Origin of the sequence: Allobosea sp. LC85 (assembly GCF_000735605.1) — a bacterium.
In the GTDB taxonomy this organism is placed as follows: domain Bacteria; phylum Pseudomonadota; class Alphaproteobacteria; order Rhizobiales; family Beijerinckiaceae; genus Allobosea.
In genome coordinates, this window is sequence record NZ_JPKG01000058.1 from 145,105 (window position 1) to 161,138 (window position 16,034).

At 63.8% G+C, this 16,034-nt stretch carries 18 protein-coding genes and 1 pseudogene; 13 read left to right on the top strand and 6 right to left on the bottom strand.

Features of this window, described 5'->3' with window-relative positions; all coding sequences use genetic code 11:
• The first annotated feature begins 68 nt into the window (after positions 1 to 68).
• From FG93_RS26295 to FG93_RS26310, 4 genes are all read left to right on the top strand, one after another.
• Positions 69 to 1,037 (top strand): YVTN family beta-propeller repeat protein, encoded by a 969-nt coding sequence (locus FG93_RS26295; protein ID WP_043240540.1) that lies wholly within the window; start codon positions 69 to 71, stop codon positions 1,035 to 1,037.
• A gap of 142 nt (positions 1,038 to 1,179) precedes the next feature.
• On the top strand, positions 1,180 to 1,932 hold the full coding sequence (locus tag FG93_RS26300) for an ABC transporter ATP-binding protein (protein WP_043240670.1): 753 nt from the start codon (positions 1,180 to 1,182) through the stop codon (positions 1,930 to 1,932).
• A complete protein-coding gene (locus FG93_RS26305) occupies positions 1,929 to 2,801 on the top strand; it encodes an ABC transporter permease (protein ID WP_052514223.1) in 873 nt (290 codons plus the stop codon). Before FG93_RS26300 ends, FG93_RS26305 begins: the two co-directional genes overlap by 4 nt.
• The gene (locus FG93_RS26310; RefSeq protein ID WP_052514224.1) at positions 2,798 to 3,451 is read left to right on the top strand and encodes a hypothetical protein; all 654 of its coding nucleotides are present in this window, start codon (positions 2,798 to 2,800) and stop codon (positions 3,449 to 3,451) included. Before FG93_RS26305 ends, FG93_RS26310 begins: the two co-directional genes overlap by 4 nt.
• Positions 3,452 to 3,599: 148 nt before the next feature.
• On the opposite strand, the gene FG93_RS26315 is transcribed toward FG93_RS26310, so the two are convergent.
• The 4 genes from FG93_RS26315 to FG93_RS26330 all read right to left on the bottom strand — a co-directional run bounded on the left by FG93_RS26315 (position 3,600) and on the right by FG93_RS26330 (position 7,532).
• Entirely contained in the window at positions 3,600 to 4,148 is a 549-nt protein-coding gene (locus tag FG93_RS26315; RefSeq protein ID WP_043240543.1) for a PQQ-dependent catabolism-associated CXXCW motif protein, read from the bottom strand.
• A gap of 2 nt (positions 4,149 to 4,150) precedes the next feature.
• Positions 4,151 to 4,957, bottom strand: coding sequence for a substrate-binding domain-containing protein (locus FG93_RS26320; RefSeq protein WP_052514231.1), 807 nt, complete (start codon positions 4,955 to 4,957; stop codon positions 4,151 to 4,153).
• 130 nt (positions 4,958 to 5,087) lie between these two features.
• Entirely contained in the window at positions 5,088 to 5,567 is a 480-nt protein-coding gene (locus tag FG93_RS26325) for a c-type cytochrome, methanol metabolism-related (RefSeq protein WP_052514232.1), read from the bottom strand.
• Positions 5,568 to 5,711: 144 nt separating this feature from the next.
• Positions 5,712 to 7,532 (bottom strand): methanol/ethanol family PQQ-dependent dehydrogenase, encoded by a 1,821-nt coding sequence (locus tag FG93_RS26330; RefSeq protein WP_043240546.1) that lies wholly within the window; start codon positions 7,530 to 7,532, stop codon positions 5,712 to 5,714.
• Positions 7,533 to 8,050: 518 nt separating this feature from the next.
• Here FG93_RS26330 and FG93_RS26335 point away from each other — a divergent pair.
• The 7 genes from FG93_RS26335 to pqqE all read left to right on the top strand — a co-directional run bounded on the left by FG93_RS26335 (position 8,051) and on the right by pqqE (position 13,416).
• Positions 8,051 to 8,989, top strand: coding sequence for a quinoprotein relay system zinc metallohydrolase 2 (locus tag FG93_RS26335; protein ID WP_043240679.1), 939 nt, complete (start codon positions 8,051 to 8,053; stop codon positions 8,987 to 8,989).
• A 34-nt stretch (positions 8,990 to 9,023) separates the two neighbouring features.
• A complete protein-coding gene (locus tag FG93_RS26340; protein ID WP_043240549.1) occupies positions 9,024 to 9,842 on the top strand; it encodes a quinoprotein dehydrogenase-associated SoxYZ-like carrier in 819 nt (272 codons plus the stop codon).
• Positions 9,843 to 9,919: 77 nt separating this feature from the next.
• Positions 9,920 to 10,663 (top strand): pentapeptide repeat-containing protein, encoded by a 744-nt coding sequence (locus FG93_RS26345; protein ID WP_043240551.1) that lies wholly within the window; start codon positions 9,920 to 9,922, stop codon positions 10,661 to 10,663.
• Between the two features lie 37 nt (positions 10,664 to 10,700).
• Positions 10,701 to 11,459, top strand: a complete 759-nt coding sequence (locus FG93_RS26350; protein ID WP_244448747.1) for a DUF1194 domain-containing protein — start codon at positions 10,701 to 10,703, stop codon at positions 11,457 to 11,459.
• A gap of 128 nt (positions 11,460 to 11,587) precedes the next feature.
• Positions 11,588 to 11,668: a pyrroloquinoline quinone precursor peptide PqqA gene (gene pqqA / locus FG93_RS34090; RefSeq protein WP_113511953.1), complete on the top strand. Its 81-nt coding sequence runs from the start codon at positions 11,588 to 11,590 to the stop codon at positions 11,666 to 11,668.
• A gap of 327 nt (positions 11,669 to 11,995) precedes the next feature.
• Complete coding sequence (pqqD, locus tag FG93_RS26355; protein ID WP_081881899.1) at positions 11,996 to 12,289, top strand: pyrroloquinoline quinone biosynthesis peptide chaperone PqqD; 294 nt, start codon at positions 11,996 to 11,998, stop codon at positions 12,287 to 12,289.
• 56 nt (positions 12,290 to 12,345) lie between these two features.
• On the top strand, positions 12,346 to 13,416 hold the full coding sequence (gene pqqE / locus FG93_RS26360) for a pyrroloquinoline quinone biosynthesis protein PqqE (RefSeq protein WP_052514234.1): 1,071 nt from the start codon (positions 12,346 to 12,348) through the stop codon (positions 13,414 to 13,416).
• A gap of 23 nt (positions 13,417 to 13,439) precedes the next feature.
• On the opposite strand, the gene FG93_RS26365 is transcribed toward pqqE, so the two are convergent.
• Both FG93_RS26365 and FG93_RS26370 read right to left on the bottom strand, forming a co-directional pair.
• A complete protein-coding gene (locus FG93_RS26365; RefSeq protein ID WP_043240557.1) occupies positions 13,440 to 13,640 on the bottom strand; it encodes a hypothetical protein in 201 nt (66 codons plus the stop codon).
• A gap of 330 nt (positions 13,641 to 13,970) precedes the next feature.
• Positions 13,971 to 15,008, bottom strand: a complete 1,038-nt coding sequence (locus FG93_RS26370) for a helix-turn-helix domain-containing protein (protein WP_081881902.1) — start codon at positions 15,006 to 15,008, stop codon at positions 13,971 to 13,973.
• A gap of 263 nt (positions 15,009 to 15,271) precedes the next feature.
• Here FG93_RS26370 and gfa point away from each other — a divergent pair, with 263 nt between their 5' ends.
• Positions 15,272 to 15,850, top strand: a complete 579-nt coding sequence (gfa, locus tag FG93_RS26375) for an S-(hydroxymethyl)glutathione synthase (RefSeq protein WP_043240560.1) — start codon at positions 15,272 to 15,274, stop codon at positions 15,848 to 15,850.
• 27 nt (positions 15,851 to 15,877) lie between these two features.
• Positions 15,878 to 16,034: pseudogene (locus FG93_RS32075) on the top strand (S-(hydroxymethyl)glutathione dehydrogenase); the annotation flags it as partial.

The following is a 16,034-nucleotide window of genomic DNA, read 5'->3' on the forward strand; positions in this document are numbered from 1 at the left end:
GCGGACGTCAGAGCCTGAAGCCAATCGCGTCCTGGTTTTTCGAAAATCATCATCGGAAACGGAGCACCATGCGGCTCAATTCCTTTCTTTCGACGGGTGCGCTTCTACTGTTCGCATCCACCGCCGACGCCTACACGGTGTTCGTCTCCAATGAGAAGGACAACACCGTCAGCGTCATCGACAGCACGTCGCTGGAAGTGACCAAGACCATCAAGGTCGGTCAGCGTCCGCGCGGGCTTGCGCTTGCCCGGAACGGCGAATGGCTGCTGATCTGCGCGAGCGACGACAATGTCGTGCAGGTCTACGATGCCAGGACCCTGGACTTCGTCAAGAACCTGCCATCCGGCCCCGACCCGGAGTTGTTCGTCCTGCATCCGAAGGGCAATCCGCTCTATATCGCCAACGAGGACGACAATATCGTCACCGTGGTCGATATCGAGAAGGGCTCGGTCGTGACGGAGATCCCCGTCGGCGTCGAGCCCGAGGGCATGGGCATCAGCCCGGACGGGACCATTCTCGTCAACACCTCCGAGACGACGAACATGGCGCATTTCATCGACACGCAGAGCAACAAGACGGTCGATCATGTCCTGGTCGACGCCCGCCCGCGCTATGCGGAGTTCACGCCGGACGGATCGCAGGTCTGGGTCAGCTCGGAGATCGGCGGCACGGTCAGCGTCATCGACGTCAAGACCCGCAAGCCCGTCGGCAAGGTGTCGTTCCAGATCAATGGCGTCAACGCCGACGCCATTCAGCCCGTGGGCGTGCAGATCACGAAGGACGGCAAGACGGCCTTCGTCGCGCTAGGGCCGGCCAACCGCGTCGCCGTCGTCGATACCGCCACCCTGAAGGTGGAGCGCTATCTCCTGGTCGGGCAGCGCGTCTGGCAGCTTGCGTTCACGCCGGACGAGAAGCAGCTCTTCACGACGAATGGCACATCGAACGATGTCTCGATCATCGATGTCGAAAAACTGCGCGTCACCAAGTCGGTAAAGGTCGGGCGCTATCCCTGGGGCGTCGCCATCGCGCCATTTTGATCAATCCGGGCGCCGGCACGCAGAAGGCCGGCCGTTTCATTCGGAGGAGAGCCATGAAGGCCCGCATCCTTGCTTCATCGCTGGTGAACGTGGCGCGGTTCATCGTCACGTGAACGCGGAATTCGACAATCGGCGGGACTGCATGGCGCTCTCGGTCGCCGGGGTGAGCCATGCGTTCGGCGAGAGGCGCGCGCTCGTCGATGTGTCGCTGGAGGTCCCGGCCGGCTCGTTCACCGTGCTGCTCGGTCTCAACGGCGCGGGGAAATCGACGCTGTTTGCGCTGATCACCCGGCTCTATGACAATGTGAGCGGTGAAATCCGTGTCTTCGGCGATGATGTGCGCCGTGCCCCGTCGGCGGCGTTGCGGCAGATCGGCGTGGTGTTCCAGAGCCGCACGCTCGACGCCGATCTGAGCCTGCTGCAAAACCTCGCCTACCATGCAGCACTGCATGGGTTCGGTCGCGCAGCGGCGCGGGCGCGCGCGATCGAACTGCTCGAGATCATCGGGTTGGCCGACAAGGCCCGCGACAAGGTGCGCGCCTTGTCCGGCGGGCAGGCGCGCCGTGTCGAGATCGCGCGCGCCTTGCTGCACGATCCGCGCTGCCTTCTGCTCGACGAAGCCACGGTCGGCCTCGATATCGGAGCGCGCGACAGCATTATTGCCCTGGTGCGCGGGCTCGTCGCGCGCCAGGGGCTTGGCGTCCTGTGGGCGACGCATCTGATCGACGAGATCGCGCCGAGCGATCGCATCGTCATCTTACACAAGGGCCAGGTCCTGTTTGCCGGCGACCACGACACGCTGCTCGCCATGACCGGCACGGGAACGATACGCGAGGCGTTCACGACGATGACTGGCGGAGCCGATGCAAATCCTGCCAGCACGGTGGCGGCATGAAGATCATCCCACTGGATCAGGCTCCATCGACACTGGCGGCTTCCCGGGCGCGCTCGGGCTTCTCCGGCTATCTCGCTTGCTTCAACGGCATTGTCTGGCGCGAGATGCTGCGCTTCGTGCATCAGCGCGAACGCTTCCTCTCCGCGCTGGTGCGGCCGCTCGTCTGGCTCTTCATCTTCGCCGCCGGCTTTCGTCAGGTTCTCGGCGTCTCGATCATCCCGCCTTATGAAACCTATGTCCTCTACGAGGTCTTCGTGACGCCGGGCCTGATCGGCATGATCCTGCTCTTCAATGCCATGCAGTCCTCGCTCTCGATGGTCTATGACCGTGAAACGGGTGCGATGCGAACCCTGCTCGTCAGCCCGTTTCCGCGCTGGTTCCTGCTGACATCGAAGCTGATCGGCGGCGGCACGGTGGCGCTGCTGCAGGTCTATGTCTTTCTGCTGATCGCCCATGCCTGGGAGATCGAGCCGCCCCTGCTCGGCTATCTCACGGTGCTGCCGGCCTTGTTTCTCTCGAGCCTGATGCTCGGGGCGCTGGCCCTGTTCATGTCGTCGGTCATCAAGCAGCTGGAGAATTTCGCCGGTGTCATGAACTTCGTGATCTTCCCGATGTTCTTTGCCTCGTCTGCGCTCTATCCGCTGTGGCGCATCCGGGAATCGAGTCCGCTGCTCTATGAAATCTGCCGCTTCAATCCCTTCACCCACGCCGTCGAACTGATCCGCTTTGCCCTGTATGCGCGGCTTGATCCTGCCTCGCTCGCGGCCGTGCTGGCCTTTACCGCCGTCTTTCTCGCTGCCGCGATTTACGCCTATAATCCCTCCAAGGGATTGCTGGGTCGGCGTGGTGCTCCCGGAGGCACGGCATGACGTTACCGAGAGGTTTTGTCCCGGGCCAGCGCCTGATTCGCACGGCGCTCTGGATCGCCTGCGGCGTAGCCATGTTCGCAGCCTTGCCGGCGCGCCCGGACCAACCGGAATGGCCCTGCGTGCAGCGAAGGGTCGCGACGCTGACGGCGGCACAAATGTGGGATGGCCCCGATGTCGCGGCGCTCACTAGCTGGCAGGACGACGCGGAGATGGAGCGCCTGATCAAGGTGCTCGTCAGCCGCGCCAACCCGATGGAGAACGCGACGGAGAGCCTGGCGCAATGGGCCCGGGCCCAGCCGGAATCAGCGCGGGACGAGAAGCTGAAGACGCTCTTCGCCGGCGTGTTGAAGACCATCAATGACGATCGCGCCGTGGTCCTCGCAGGGATCGAGCGATTTCAGCACCGGCAGAGGCAGCTCGCCGAGAGGATCCAGGGGCAGGGAGCGGCGCTGGGTGGGTTGCGCGCCAGGGCCGCGCTGGACGAGAAGGCCAAGGCGGAACTGACGGCGGCGGAAGATCGCTACAATTGGGACACGCGGTTCTTCGCCGAGAGGCAGGAATCGCTGCCTCTCGCCTGCGAGATACCCGTGCAGATCGAGCAGCGCGCTTTCGACCTCGCCCGCGAAATTCGGGCGCTGATGAAGGATTGACGCGACTCGATCATCGGACCGGATATCGTATCCGGTCCGATGATCTAAGCTTTTTGTGCCTGCATCGGCTTTGCCCCGAAAGCCACAATCCACTTTTCGGGCCGATGCTTTAAGCCGCGGCAGCGGCGCTTCCCGTCCGGGGCGGGCTTCATAGAACCGGCGCAATCTCGACGAGCGGAAGCAGCGCCTCGCTCCAGCCATCCGTGCCCTCCGGAAACCAGATGACATTGCCGTAGCCCCACGAGACGGCGCGCCTGGCTGCGTTCCAGGACATCCAGCAATCCCTCAGGCAGAAGAAGACCAGTATTTTCGCCTTGTCGCCGCCGGTGAGCGTCGCAAGGTGCATCTGAAAAGCCTGCAGCAACGGTTCGGGAACGACGCCATAGCCGACATTGGCCAGCCAGACCGCACCTGGAATGCTGCGATGCGACGCCTCGCGCCAGACCGTGTTCGCCGGCAGGTTGTCGGGTTTCACGGGGCGCGGCAGGACATCGATGAAAACCGCCGATTTCCCACGCCACAGAACCTCTGCAGCCTGTGTGTCGATGACGCGGGCGCCCTGGAGCGTCGCGGGAACCGGCATGCGATAATTCTCGGTGCGATAATCCGCGGGTTCGTCCGGGGTGTCCCCCGCCACGCCGTCGGCCGCAAACCCCGTCGCCAGACAGAGAGCCAGGACAGCAATCCCGCGCCGCATGATCAGCGCCGCGGCGATGTGATCGGCGCCGTCTCCTCGTCCAGCAGCGGTACGCCAAAATCAAGCAGGACCGCATCGATATCGCCCTGCCTCTTGGCGATGACCTCGTTCAGCTTTCGTTTCCAGTCATCTTCCTGATTGCGCACGCCGAACGTGATCCGGTAGGCCATGCGCGGCCCGACCGTTTCCCTGAGCAGCGGCGTCACGGTCAGTGCTTCGCCGCCGCTTTTGGCGAAATTGCCTCCGATCGGCCCCCACAGAATCCCGGCATCGATCTCACCGGAGCGGATATCGGCGATCATCTGCTCTGCGGGGGACTCGAAGCGCCGATCGACCGTCAGGGGATAGGGCTTTGCCTTTTGCATCAGCCCAAGCATCGCCATGATGTTTCCCGGCGGTGTGCCGGCGACGATACCGACGCGCCTGTCCTTCAACCGGTCATCGGCAAGCGTGTTGACGCCATCGAGCCCCTGCCCTGTCCGATGAACCAGAACATAGCTCGAGCGGTAGTAATGGTTGCTGTTGAGGACGAGATCGTCGCCCTGCGCGAAGCCGATGATCAGGTCGCAGCGCTTGGCGAACAGCGTCTGACGCACGAAGCCTGTCGCCTGCGGAAACCAAGTATATTCGAGCGGAAGCTTCAGCTCATCGGCGACGAGTTCAGCGATCTTGTTCTCAAAGCCCTGCCCCGCCTCGTTGGAGAAGGGCAGATTGGCGGGATCGCTGCAGACCCGGAGGACTTCGTGATTGACCAGATCGGCACGGCCGGTCTCGGCGGCCTGGCTGCCACCACCCGCCGCGAAGAGCATGATCGCGCCGCAGATCAGCCCGCGAAGGACACGGGCGGATCGCGAAGCCTCCGCCGGGGGGCGCTCCGCCGGTGGCCGGGTGGTCGCAAGGCCGGACAAATGGCCGCTGTGCATTTGTCCCGGCTTCGCTCTAGGAGCCGATGCAGGTCTTCTCATGCTGGATGGCCGTCTCCGGCTTTTCGACGGCGCGTTCCGGGCGCGAGCCGCGCGGCAGCGCGCCATCGGTGCGTGCCTTGAGATAGACGTAGATGTCGTCGAGATAGCACATGACATTGGCGTTATCGCCAAGCGCCGGCATGACGCTCGTCTTGTCGGGACGCGTGATCGTGCGTCCACCAGCCACAACTTCCATGAATTCCATGTACTTCATTGTCTTCATGGACCCGATCAAGCCCGGCGCATAAGTGGAGCCCTCACCCTCCGGCCCGTGACAGACATGGCATTCGGAATGATAACGCCGGAAGCCAGAATATGTGTACCAGTCGACCTTGCCATCAGCCGTGATGTTGTAGGTCGGCGTGCCGTCTGCCTCCGCCCATTTTCCGTCTTCTTCGGTCTTCGCCGGCTTGTCCTGCGACGACCCACTGGTCGTCAACGGAAGTGCCGCCAACAGAGCGAAGGTTGCAAGTGCGAAGCCGATGCCGAAATGTTTCACTTTCAGCCTCTCCGGTAGCCGCCGCTCGTGATCACGGCGCGGACATCAAAAAGGCCGGCGCAACTTGCTCAGCCGCGCCGGCCGGCCGTCACGCGCCGATCATGGCAGGGTGAAGACCGTCAACACGCCACCGAGCGCGGTGTAGTCGCGCAAGCCGGCATAGCCGCCGACCGCGCCGAGACCATCGGTTGGATTGGTCAGGCCAGCAGCGAGACCGATGCCGGCCCAGCCACCGATCCCGGACAGCACCGCGACCTGCTGCTTGCCATTGTGGGTGTAGGTCATGACGTTGCCGATGATGCCGGAGGGCGTCTTGAACTTGAACAGTTCCTTGCCGTCCTTTTCGTCAACCGCCTTCAGATACCCTTCCAGCGTGCCATAGAAGACCACGCCGCCTGCCGTCGCGAGCGCACCCGACCAGACCGAAAACTGCTCCGGAACCGACCAGGCGATCTTGCCCTGCCCGGCATCCCAGGCAATGAAATTGCCCATGCCGCCATGGCTGCCCGGTGCGGGATACATCGAGAGCGTTGCGCCGACATAGGGCTGGCCGGCCGTATAGGACACACGGAACGGCTCGTAATCCATGCAGACATGGTTCGTCGGCACGTAAAACAGGCCGGTGCGCGGCGAATACGCGGCCGGTTGCTGGTCCTTGGCGCCAAGCGCCGCCGGGCAGACGCCCTTCGTGTTCTTGTCCTGGCCGGTCTGGAATGTCGACATCGCCGGCACGACCTGCGGACGGCCATATTGCGGGCTGTTCTTGTCCATCACGACCCCGGTGGTCCAGTTGACCTTCGGGTCGTATTTCTGGGCGACGAGCAATTCGCCGGTCACGCGATCGAGCGTGTAGCCAAGCCCGTTGCGGTCGAAATGAACCAGCGCCTTGCGGGGCTGGCCGCCAACCGGGATATCCGCGAGGATCATCTCGTTGACGCCGTCATAATCCCACTCATCGAACGGCGTCATCTGGTAAGCCCATTTCGCGACGCCGGTGTCGGCATCACGGGCAAAGATCGACATGGTCCATTTCTGGTCGATCGGCTTGCCGTCGGCGCTGGCCCGTTGCACCGGGTTCCAGGTCGAGGGATTGGCGGTGCCGTAGAAGAACAGGTTGGTTTCCGGATCGTAGGAATACCAGCCCCAGCTCGAGCCGCCGCCGATCTTCCACTGATCGCCCGTCCAGGTCTTCAGCGAGGAATCCTTGCCGACCGGCTTGCCGAGCGACATGGTCTTCTCCGGATCGATCATCATTTCGCTGTCCGGGCCGGTCGAAAAGGCGCGCCAGAGCTGCTTGCCTGTCTTCATGTCGTAGGCGGTGACATGCCCACGCACACCGAATTCCGCGCCGGAAATGCCGACGATGACCTTGTCCTTCACCGGCAGGACAGTGGCCGTATTGGTCTCGCCCTTCTTCGGATCGCCGTTGACGGCTTTCCAGATTTCCTTGCCGGTCTTGGCGTCGAGCGCCACAACGGTGGTGTCGGCCTGATGCAGGAAGATCATGCCGTCCGCATAGGCGACGCCGCGGTGGACGGTATCGCAGCACATCACCGGAATGACCGACGGGTCCTGCTTGGGCTCGTATTTCCAGAGGATCTTGCCGTCCTGATTCAGGTCGAGCGCATAGACGATGTTTGGAAACGGCGTATGGACATACATCGTGTTGCCGATTACCAGCGGCGCGCCTTCATGGCCGCGCAGCACACCGGTCGAGAAGGTCCACGCCACCTTCAGGTTCTTGACGTTGTCACGATTGATCTGGTCCAGCTTGGAATATCGTGTATTCGCGTAGTCGCCAGTCTGGATGGCCCATTGATCTGGGTTCGATGTTTGCTTGATCACATCGGGATTCGCCAACGCCTGTACTGGAAAAGCCACGGTCGTCAACAAAGCAGCCGATTGTATAAGCTTGCGCATGACGTGCCTCCCGGCGTTTCTTGTCTGTTTCGATAGCGCTCCATAGCGTGTCACGGCTGCACTGCCGAAGCGTCCACGCGCCTGGGCATGTGTTCAGGCTACGACTGCATCAACGCCAACCGGGCGTCAGTCGTAGAAGCCGGTTTCTACCGGCGCATGTGTAGGCCTTTTTTCGACGACGGACAAGATAGCGCCAAGATTCCACCGCTATTTTTTGACTGAATTCGGCCAGAATTCGATCCAGATGTGGCCCCACGCCCCGATTACTGACCTCCTTGGGGGCAATCGCAATAATTGCTGCGCCGCACAATTCAATCGAAGAGCCAATCAACTTGAGCGACGGCAAGATCTGAGCGCGAAATGGCAACGGTTTCTTCCGCATGCTACAAAGGCGGATGGCCGCCGCCACCCTGCCATCGCGCCCGGACCTGCGCTCGTCGCTGTGCGTGCTGAACGAGCAGGCATCTGCAAAGCGGTGCCGATGTATCCCGCGATCTATCCGGGTCGTGTTCGGCGCGATGCTCTGTCTCGCACTGTTGGTGCCTGGCGGCGGAAGCGGACTCGCGCCACCGGCTGCGGCCCAGGCCGGTCCGTCGGTCCTGCCTCTGAGCGTCACGGAGATCGCGCCTGGCGTTTTCGTGCATCAGGGCGCCGACGCGCTCGTCGCGCCCTCCAATCGGGGCGACATCGCCAATCTGTCCTTCGTGATCGGTCGCGATGCCGTTGCGGTGATCGACACCGGCGGCAGCCTGGCGATCGGTCAGGCGCTGCGTGCCGCAATCCGGGCCGTGACCGACAGGCCCATTCGCTATGTCATCAACACGCATATGCATCCCGACCATCTGTTCGGAAACGCCGCCTTCGCCGAAGATCAGCCCGAATTCATCGCCCATCACCGGCTGGCCCGCGCATTGGCCGTGCGGGCCGAGCGCTTTCTGGCGATCAACGCGGCGCTGCTCGGTCCGGACGCGTTTGCCGGCACCCGCCTGATCGCGCCGACGCGTGCCGTCGAAGATCGATCGGTCATCGACCTCGGCGCGCGCGAACTCGTCCTCGAAGCGCAACCGACGGCGCATACGGACAACGACCTGACCGTTCATGACACCGCCTCGGGAACGCTTTTTCTCGGCGACCTGCTGTTCATGCGGCATGTCCCGGTCCTGGATGGATCGATCCGCGGCTGGCTGGCGCTGATCAGCCGCCTCGAACAGGTCGCAGCAAAGCGTGTCGTGCCCGGCCACGGGCCGCCGGTAGCGGCCTGGCCCGAGGCGGTGCAACCGCAGAAGCAGTACCTGCAAAGAATTTCCGCGGATGTCCGGCGCATGATAAAAGAAGGACGATCGATTGCCGAGGCTGCCGCGACCGCCGGGCTCTCCGAAAGGGAGGCCTGGCTCCTGTTCGACGAGTTCAACGCCCGCAATGTCACAGCCGCGTTTGCCGAGCTTGAATGGGAGTGATCGCGGCGCTCGGCGGCCTGTTCCGGAGGATGCCATGACCGAGCTCATCGCACGCCGCAGCGTCCTTTATCTCGTCGGCGCCGCAATCACGGGCCTGCCGGTTACGCTGGCGCGGGCCGAGGACGATCCCTGGCCCGGCCTCCACCAGGACGTGTTCAGGAACCGGCCGATCAGCGAGGAGGACGGACTGGTGACGCTGGAAGCGCCCATCCGAGCCGAAGATGCGGCCCTGGTTCCGCTGACCGTGAAGGTCGACCGTGACAAGCTGTCGGCCCCGCTCACCCTGACCTTGCTGATCGACAAGAATCCGGCTCCGGTTGCCGCCACCTTCTTCTTTGGCGAGGGTTCGGGCGAGATCGTGCTGTCGACGCGCGTGCGGATCGACGCCTATTCGAATGTGCGCGCCGTGGTCGAAACCAGCGCTGGAGCGCTGTCCATGACCACCAAATATGTAAAGGCATCCGGCGGCTGCTCGGCGCCGGCGCTGAAGGATGCCGAGCTGGCCGATGCCGAGCTCGGCAAGATGCAGTTGCGGCAGTTCGAGGGAGGCCTCCCGGCCTCGACGTCGCGCGAGGCGCAACTGATGATCCGGCACCCGAATTATTCCGGGCTGCAGATGAACCAGCTGACGGGATATTACATCCCGGCGAAATTCATCACCGATGTCGAAGTGAAGCGCGGCGATGCGCTCGTCTTCCGCATGGAGGGCGGCATCTCGCTCAGTGCGGATCCCAATATCCGCTTCACCTTCCGGTCGACAGGTCCGGGCGATGTTCTCAGCGCAGTCGCGAAGGATACGGACGGCCGCGTGCTGCGCGGCAGCTGGCCGGTGAAAAGTGGAAAGGAAAGCTGATCACGCAGTCCGATAACCCAGCCAGACGGGCCAGCAGGACAGCCGCACTTGTCGCGCTCGGCCTGTTGTGCACGCGCATGCCGGCGGTCGCCGATGCCAAGCTCACCGTTCGCGAGGTTGCGCAGAGATTGTTCCAGCTTGCGCCGGGCGCGCGCGCCGATCTCGGCGGACAGGATTTGCGCCGCCTCGATCTGAGCGGCCTCGATTTCCGGCGGGCGCGGCTCGCCGGCAGCGACCTCTTCGGCGCCGATCTCGTTCGCGCCGATCTTTCGGGAACCGATCTGCACGGCGCCCGGCTCGACCGGGCCGTGATCATCGGCACCGATTTCAGCGACGCCGATCTCTCCGGCGCGACCCTCCTGCTGCCGAGCGCCGTTTCGAGCCTGACCTATGATGCAAGCGAGGCGCCTCGGTTCCGGCGCGCCAATCTCGCGCGTGCCGTCATCGTGGCCCATCTGAGCGGCGCCGATTTGAGCGGTGCCGATTTGACCGCAGCCGTCTTCAACCACGCGGATATGCGGGGAACGCTGATGACCACGCTGCGCACCGAGCTCTTCGGCTGCGACCTGACGGGCGCGATCCTGCATCACGCCGACCTGACAGGCATCGTCCTGCGCTTTGCCAAATTGCGGCATGCCGATCTGACCGGGGCTGTGCTGGTCAATGTCGATCTGTCCAAAGCCGACCTCACCGGCGCGGATCTGAGGGATACCGATCTGACCGGCGTCGATTTCGACGGCGCGATCCTGATCGGGGTGAAGGGCCTGGAGGCCGCCAGGGGCCTTGCACTGGCGCGCAATCTCGACAAGGCGGTAAGGTGACTTGGTCGAACGCGTTGCGAGGCACAGGCCGGTGCTGTTGATCGAGCGATCTGTTCGCCCTTTGCTTGTCGCCATCGCGACTGCGCTGCTGATGCAGCCTGGCGCCCGGGACGGCAGCGCTCAAACCCCGCGAAGCGTCGATACCGCGCTCATTCTAGCGATCGATGTTTCGAATTCCGTCGATGCGCGCCGCTATCGGCTGCAGATCGACGGCATCGCGGACGCACTCGATGCCCCCTCCGTGCAGGCGGCCATTCTCGGCGGGCCGCGCCAGGCGATTGCGATCGGCATCATCCTGTGGGCCGACCGGCCGCGCTTCTCGATTCCGTGGGTCAGGATCGCCAGCGCGGCCGATGCGATGGCACTGGCAGGCAAAGTGCGCCGGCTGGCGCGGCAGGGCGGCGAGTTCACCTGCATGGCGCAGATGATGCGCTTCGTCGCTGACAAGGTCACGGCGCAAATGCCGATGCGGGCGGCCCGCATCGTCCTGGACGTGTCCGGTGACGGACGAGAGAACTGCAACCCCGAGGCCGCCCCGGCGGAGCTTCGCGATGAACTGGTTGCGATCGGCCTGACCATCAACGGGCTGCCGATCCTGGAAGGGAGCGAGGCTGCGACGCTCGCGGGCTGGTATGGCGAGAACGCCGTTGGCGGGCCCGGCGCCTTCGTTCTGCCGGCCCAGGGGTTCGAGGATTTCGGCCGGGCCTTCCGGCAGAAATTCATAACGGAAATCAGCGGGTTGCCAGCCGGTCCGCCCCAGCCGCCCCCTCAGCTGACCATGCATGGACAGCCGTGATGCGCCCTCGCCAATGAGATTTTCCGACATGGCCGGGGAGCTGGCCCTGTTTGCAACAGTCTGCCGGCGGGTGTAGGCTCCCGGCGCTTTCTCTTGAGAAGGCTGGCGACGATCTGGAGAAACCGATCATGCGCAAGTGGAAAAAACCCGCGATCATTGAAGTGACGGTCGGCTGCGAAGTGACGTCTTACGCGCCCGCACAGTTCTGAAGCGTCCGTTTTTGAGAAACAGGCTATCACTAGGCGCAGCTGCGGGTGCACGTGCCCGGTTCGGCTGCGTGGGATGGGTACTGTAGCGTGATTGTTGCTGTCCCGCCCACGGCGTGGGCGGGAGACTTCTTGTGTTCGCAGGCGACGCGGCCACGCCACGCGCCCATCGTTGCACGGCAAGTGGTGTGGTGGCGCGGGTTCGCATGGAGTGTGACGGGTCGAGGCGCGGCGCGAGGCGTTGAGGCGAGGCTTAGAGGCATGATGTCGATCCCGCCATCGTCGCCCTGGCGCCGATCCGCTTGACGAAGCTGAGCGAGGCGCTGGCCCATGACCGCTGGCATTACGACCACCGACGTCGCAGGCATCGTCCCCGTCCTGCCCCGTGGCGTTCGCCTGCACTTTGATGAAAGCCGCCGGCAATGGTTCCTGCTTGGTCCCGAGCGCGTGTTCGAGCCCGATGAGATGGCGGTCGAGATCCTGCAGCGCATCGATGGCGTGCGCAGCGTCGAAGCCATCGTCCAGGATCTGGCGATGACCTTCGAAGCGGACCGGGACGAGATCGCCGCTGACGTCATGGCGTTTCTGCGCGGCCTTGCCGATCAGAGGATGATCGACCTGTGAGCGATGTCGAGACGCTTTCGCAGACCACCCCGGCGCGGCTCGGATTGCCGCCGCCCATGGGTCTGCTGGCGGAGCTGACGCATCGCTGCTCCCTGCGTTGCCCCTATTGCTCCAATCCGCTCGAACTCGACCGGCGCTCGGCCGAGCTCGTGACCGCCGACTGGAAGCGGTTGATCAATGAGGCCGCCGCACTCGGCGTGCTGCATATCTATTTTTCCGGCGGCGAGCCGATGCTGCGGCGCGACATCGCCGAACTGGTGGCGCATGCCCACGATGCCGGGCTCTATACCAACATGATCACATCCGGTGTCGGCTTCCAGCCGGCCGTGCTGGACGCCGTCACCGAGGCCGGCCTCGACCATATCCAGCTGTCCATGCAGGCCGTCGACGCCGGGACCTGCGATCGCGTTGCCGGTTACGCAGGCGCGTGGGAGCGCAAGCATGAAGCCGCCGCGGCCGTCGCCCGCCTTGGGCTGCGCCTCACCGTCAATGCCGTCGTGCATCGGGAAAACGTCGACCAGATTCCCGCTTTCGTAGAGCTTGCGGAAGAGTGGGGCGCGGCGCGCATCGAGATCGCGCATGTGCAGTATTACGGCTGGGGCCTGGTCAACCGCGCCAGGCTGATGCCGACGCGCCGGCAGGTCGAAACAGCGATGGCGGATGTCGAAGCGGCAAGGAGCCGCACGGCCGGGCGCCTCGTCATCGATTGCGTGCTGCCGGACTACTATGCCCGTTACCCGAAGGCCTGCATGGGCGGCTGGGGAGCGCGGTTGATGAACATCACGCCGACAGGGCGCGCCCTGCCCTGCCATGCGGCCGAGACGATCGCCGGACTGGTCTTCGACAATGTGCGCGACGCCAGCCTGTCGGAGATCTGGTATCGCGGCGCCGCGTTCAATGCCTTCCGCGGCACAGACTGGATGCAGGAGCCCTGCCGCAGTTGCGCGCGCAAGGAGCTGGACTTCGGTGGCTGCCGCTGCCAGGCCATGGCGCTGGCCGGCGACGCGTCCGCGACAGACCCCGCCTGCTCATTGTCGCCGCTGCACCGGGAGATTGTCGCACTGGCGGAGGCGGAAGCCGCATCCGAGCGCAGCGATTTCATCTACCGGAGCTATCAGGGCGTTTGACGCGGCCGTACCTGATCCCTGCGTCAAATGTCCTTCTCATCCGCGCCAGCGCAGCGCCAGCGGACGACGCGCCAGTCCGGATGTTCGCCAGTCCAACGCGCAACATAGGGGGCGGCGCTCATCGCGCATCGGTTCGGCGACACATTGATGGCCAGCGGAATGCGCTCGTTCCGGCAAATCGCGGGGTCCGTGACGAGACAAACGGAAATGACGATCGCAAGCATCCACTCTTCCCAACTGTTCCGTGGTCCAGCCCGTCCCACGACGCCGCAAAACGCGCGCCAGCGTCGTTGGAGGCATCATCCTACAGGCCTTTGCCGGGCAATGCGAAGACCAACGGGGCGGCCCGCAGGGGAGAAAGCAGCGCCAGGGGCATCTGCCTAAGCCATCGGCTGGGGAAGCCGATGCAAGCACAGAAGCTTAGATCATCGGACCGGGTACGATATCCGGACCGATGAGCTAAGCCATCGGCCCGAAAAGTGGCTTGCGGTTTTCGGGAAAGCCGATGCAAGCACAAGAAGCTTAGATCATCGGACCGGACACGGTCCGATGATCTAAGCCGCCGATAGCGGATCGCGCTTGCGATCAGCGTCGGGGCCGTTCGCGACCCTGCCCGGGTCAGCAGGCCGGGCGAGGCCGAAGCGCGCGGGAGCGCCAGCATGCCTTTGGATGGCCGAAGGCGGCATGCCGTAGCGCTTCTTGAACAGATGGGTGAAATGCGACGAGCTGCTGAACCCCCAGGAAAAGGCGATATCGGTCAGGGTCATCCCCGGCCTTGGACCAAACTCGAGCTCCTCCAGGCATTTCTCGAGACGCTTTTGCCAGATGTAGCTGGTGATCGTCGTCCCTTCATCGGCAAAGGACATGTGGAGATAGCGCTTTGTGCAATCCAATGCCGCCGAAAGTTGCTCGATGCCCAGATCCGGATCGCTCAAATTCTCGCGAATGAAGGCCTTGATCCGGGATGAAAGAGCCGCGCGTCCCGAGCCCCTGAAGGGCGTCTCTGAAAAGAAGGGCATCAGCACGAGGTCGAGCAAGGTGTCGGCCACCTGCAATTCACAGCCCGCCGCCAGTGCCGGAGCCTCCCTGAAGGCGGACAGGACAAAATCATGGGCCAGGCGGCCCGCGCCTTCACGAGCCGAAACCTGTTGGGCCAGAAGCGGGTCGAGCGGGACGCCACGTTGCTCCACCAGTTGCCTGGGAATGATGACGACGTGATGCTTCGTCAACGCCGAGCTCGTGATCACATGGGGCCTGGAGACGTCGTAGATGAGACAGTCTCCGGGAGCGATGACGAGATGTCGGCCATCCTGTCCGAACAGCGAGGTCCCGCAGGTCTGAAACAGCACCTTTACGGGACGGCCCGGTTCGGGACATGACGCCGGGTGTGCAATCCGATGTTGACTGACCTCGATCTGACAGAGGCGCAGCTGCCGGATCGTCGCATAATCGATATGCCCGTCGATCGTGCCGGCACCGAATGGATCGACGCGAAGCCGGCCGCATAGCGTGCCCAGCGCCTGAGCCCAATACTCGGACCGCAGCGAAGCCGATGTCGTGGCGGTGCTCAGGGATACGATCGAGTGGGTCATTGTCGCGCATTCCGCTTCGACCATGCAACTCTACATCGCTGCCCCCTTGCAAGGAACGACTTTCGGCGGGGCCCGCAGGGGCCGCGTCTTCGCGGGCAGACAAGGGACCCTTCCCTTCAGGGCAAGCGCCAAGGCGAGAAAAATTCCACATTGCACGCCGGACAGGCGCCATCAGGCGCATGTAGACGAGCACCGGATTTCCAGGCGCGGGATCGAAGTCGTTCCAGGCGCGTGCTCATACCGGCGACAGGGAGGACGAGATCATGACGCAGACCGTTGCCATCCATCCCTCGATCGATCGCGGCCTCCCGCCGGCTTCAGCCGATTTCAAGGGCGGAACGCTTGTCTGCAAATGCACGGACCGCCCCGTAAAGGTCCGCGTCGACTCGCAATCGGCCCATAATCACGCCTGCGGCTGCACGAAATGCTGGAAGCCCAAGGGCGCGTTGTTTGCGATGGTCGCGGTGGCGCCGCGCAGCAAGGTGACGGTCCTCGATAACGGCGACAAGCTGCAGATCGTCGATCCGTCCGCCACCATCCAGCGGCACGCCTGCACGGGATGCGGCGTCCATATGTATGGGCGGATCGAGAAGGCGAGCCACCCGTTCTATGGCCTTGATTTCGTTCACACCGAATTGTCGCCGGAAACCGGCTGGTCGCCCCCGGAATTTGCCGCCTTCGTCTCCTCGATCATCGAGTCGGGGGCCGATCCGGCCAATCAGGGCGCAGTTCGTGCACGGCTTCGCGAGCTTCGCCTCGAACCCTATGATTGCCTCTCTCCCCCCCTGATGGATTTCATCTCCACCCATATCGCGAAGGCGTCCGGGGTTCTGAAATCCTGATCGGGATCGCCTTGGAGGGCCCGGGTCATGAAGACACGCGCAGCCGTCGCCTGGGAGGCCCAGAAGCCGCTGACGATCGAAACGGTCGAGATCGGCGGGCCGAAGGCGGGTGAGGTCCTTGTCGAGGTGATGGCGACCGGCATCTGCCACACTGATGCCTATACGCTGTCGGGCCTGGACTCGG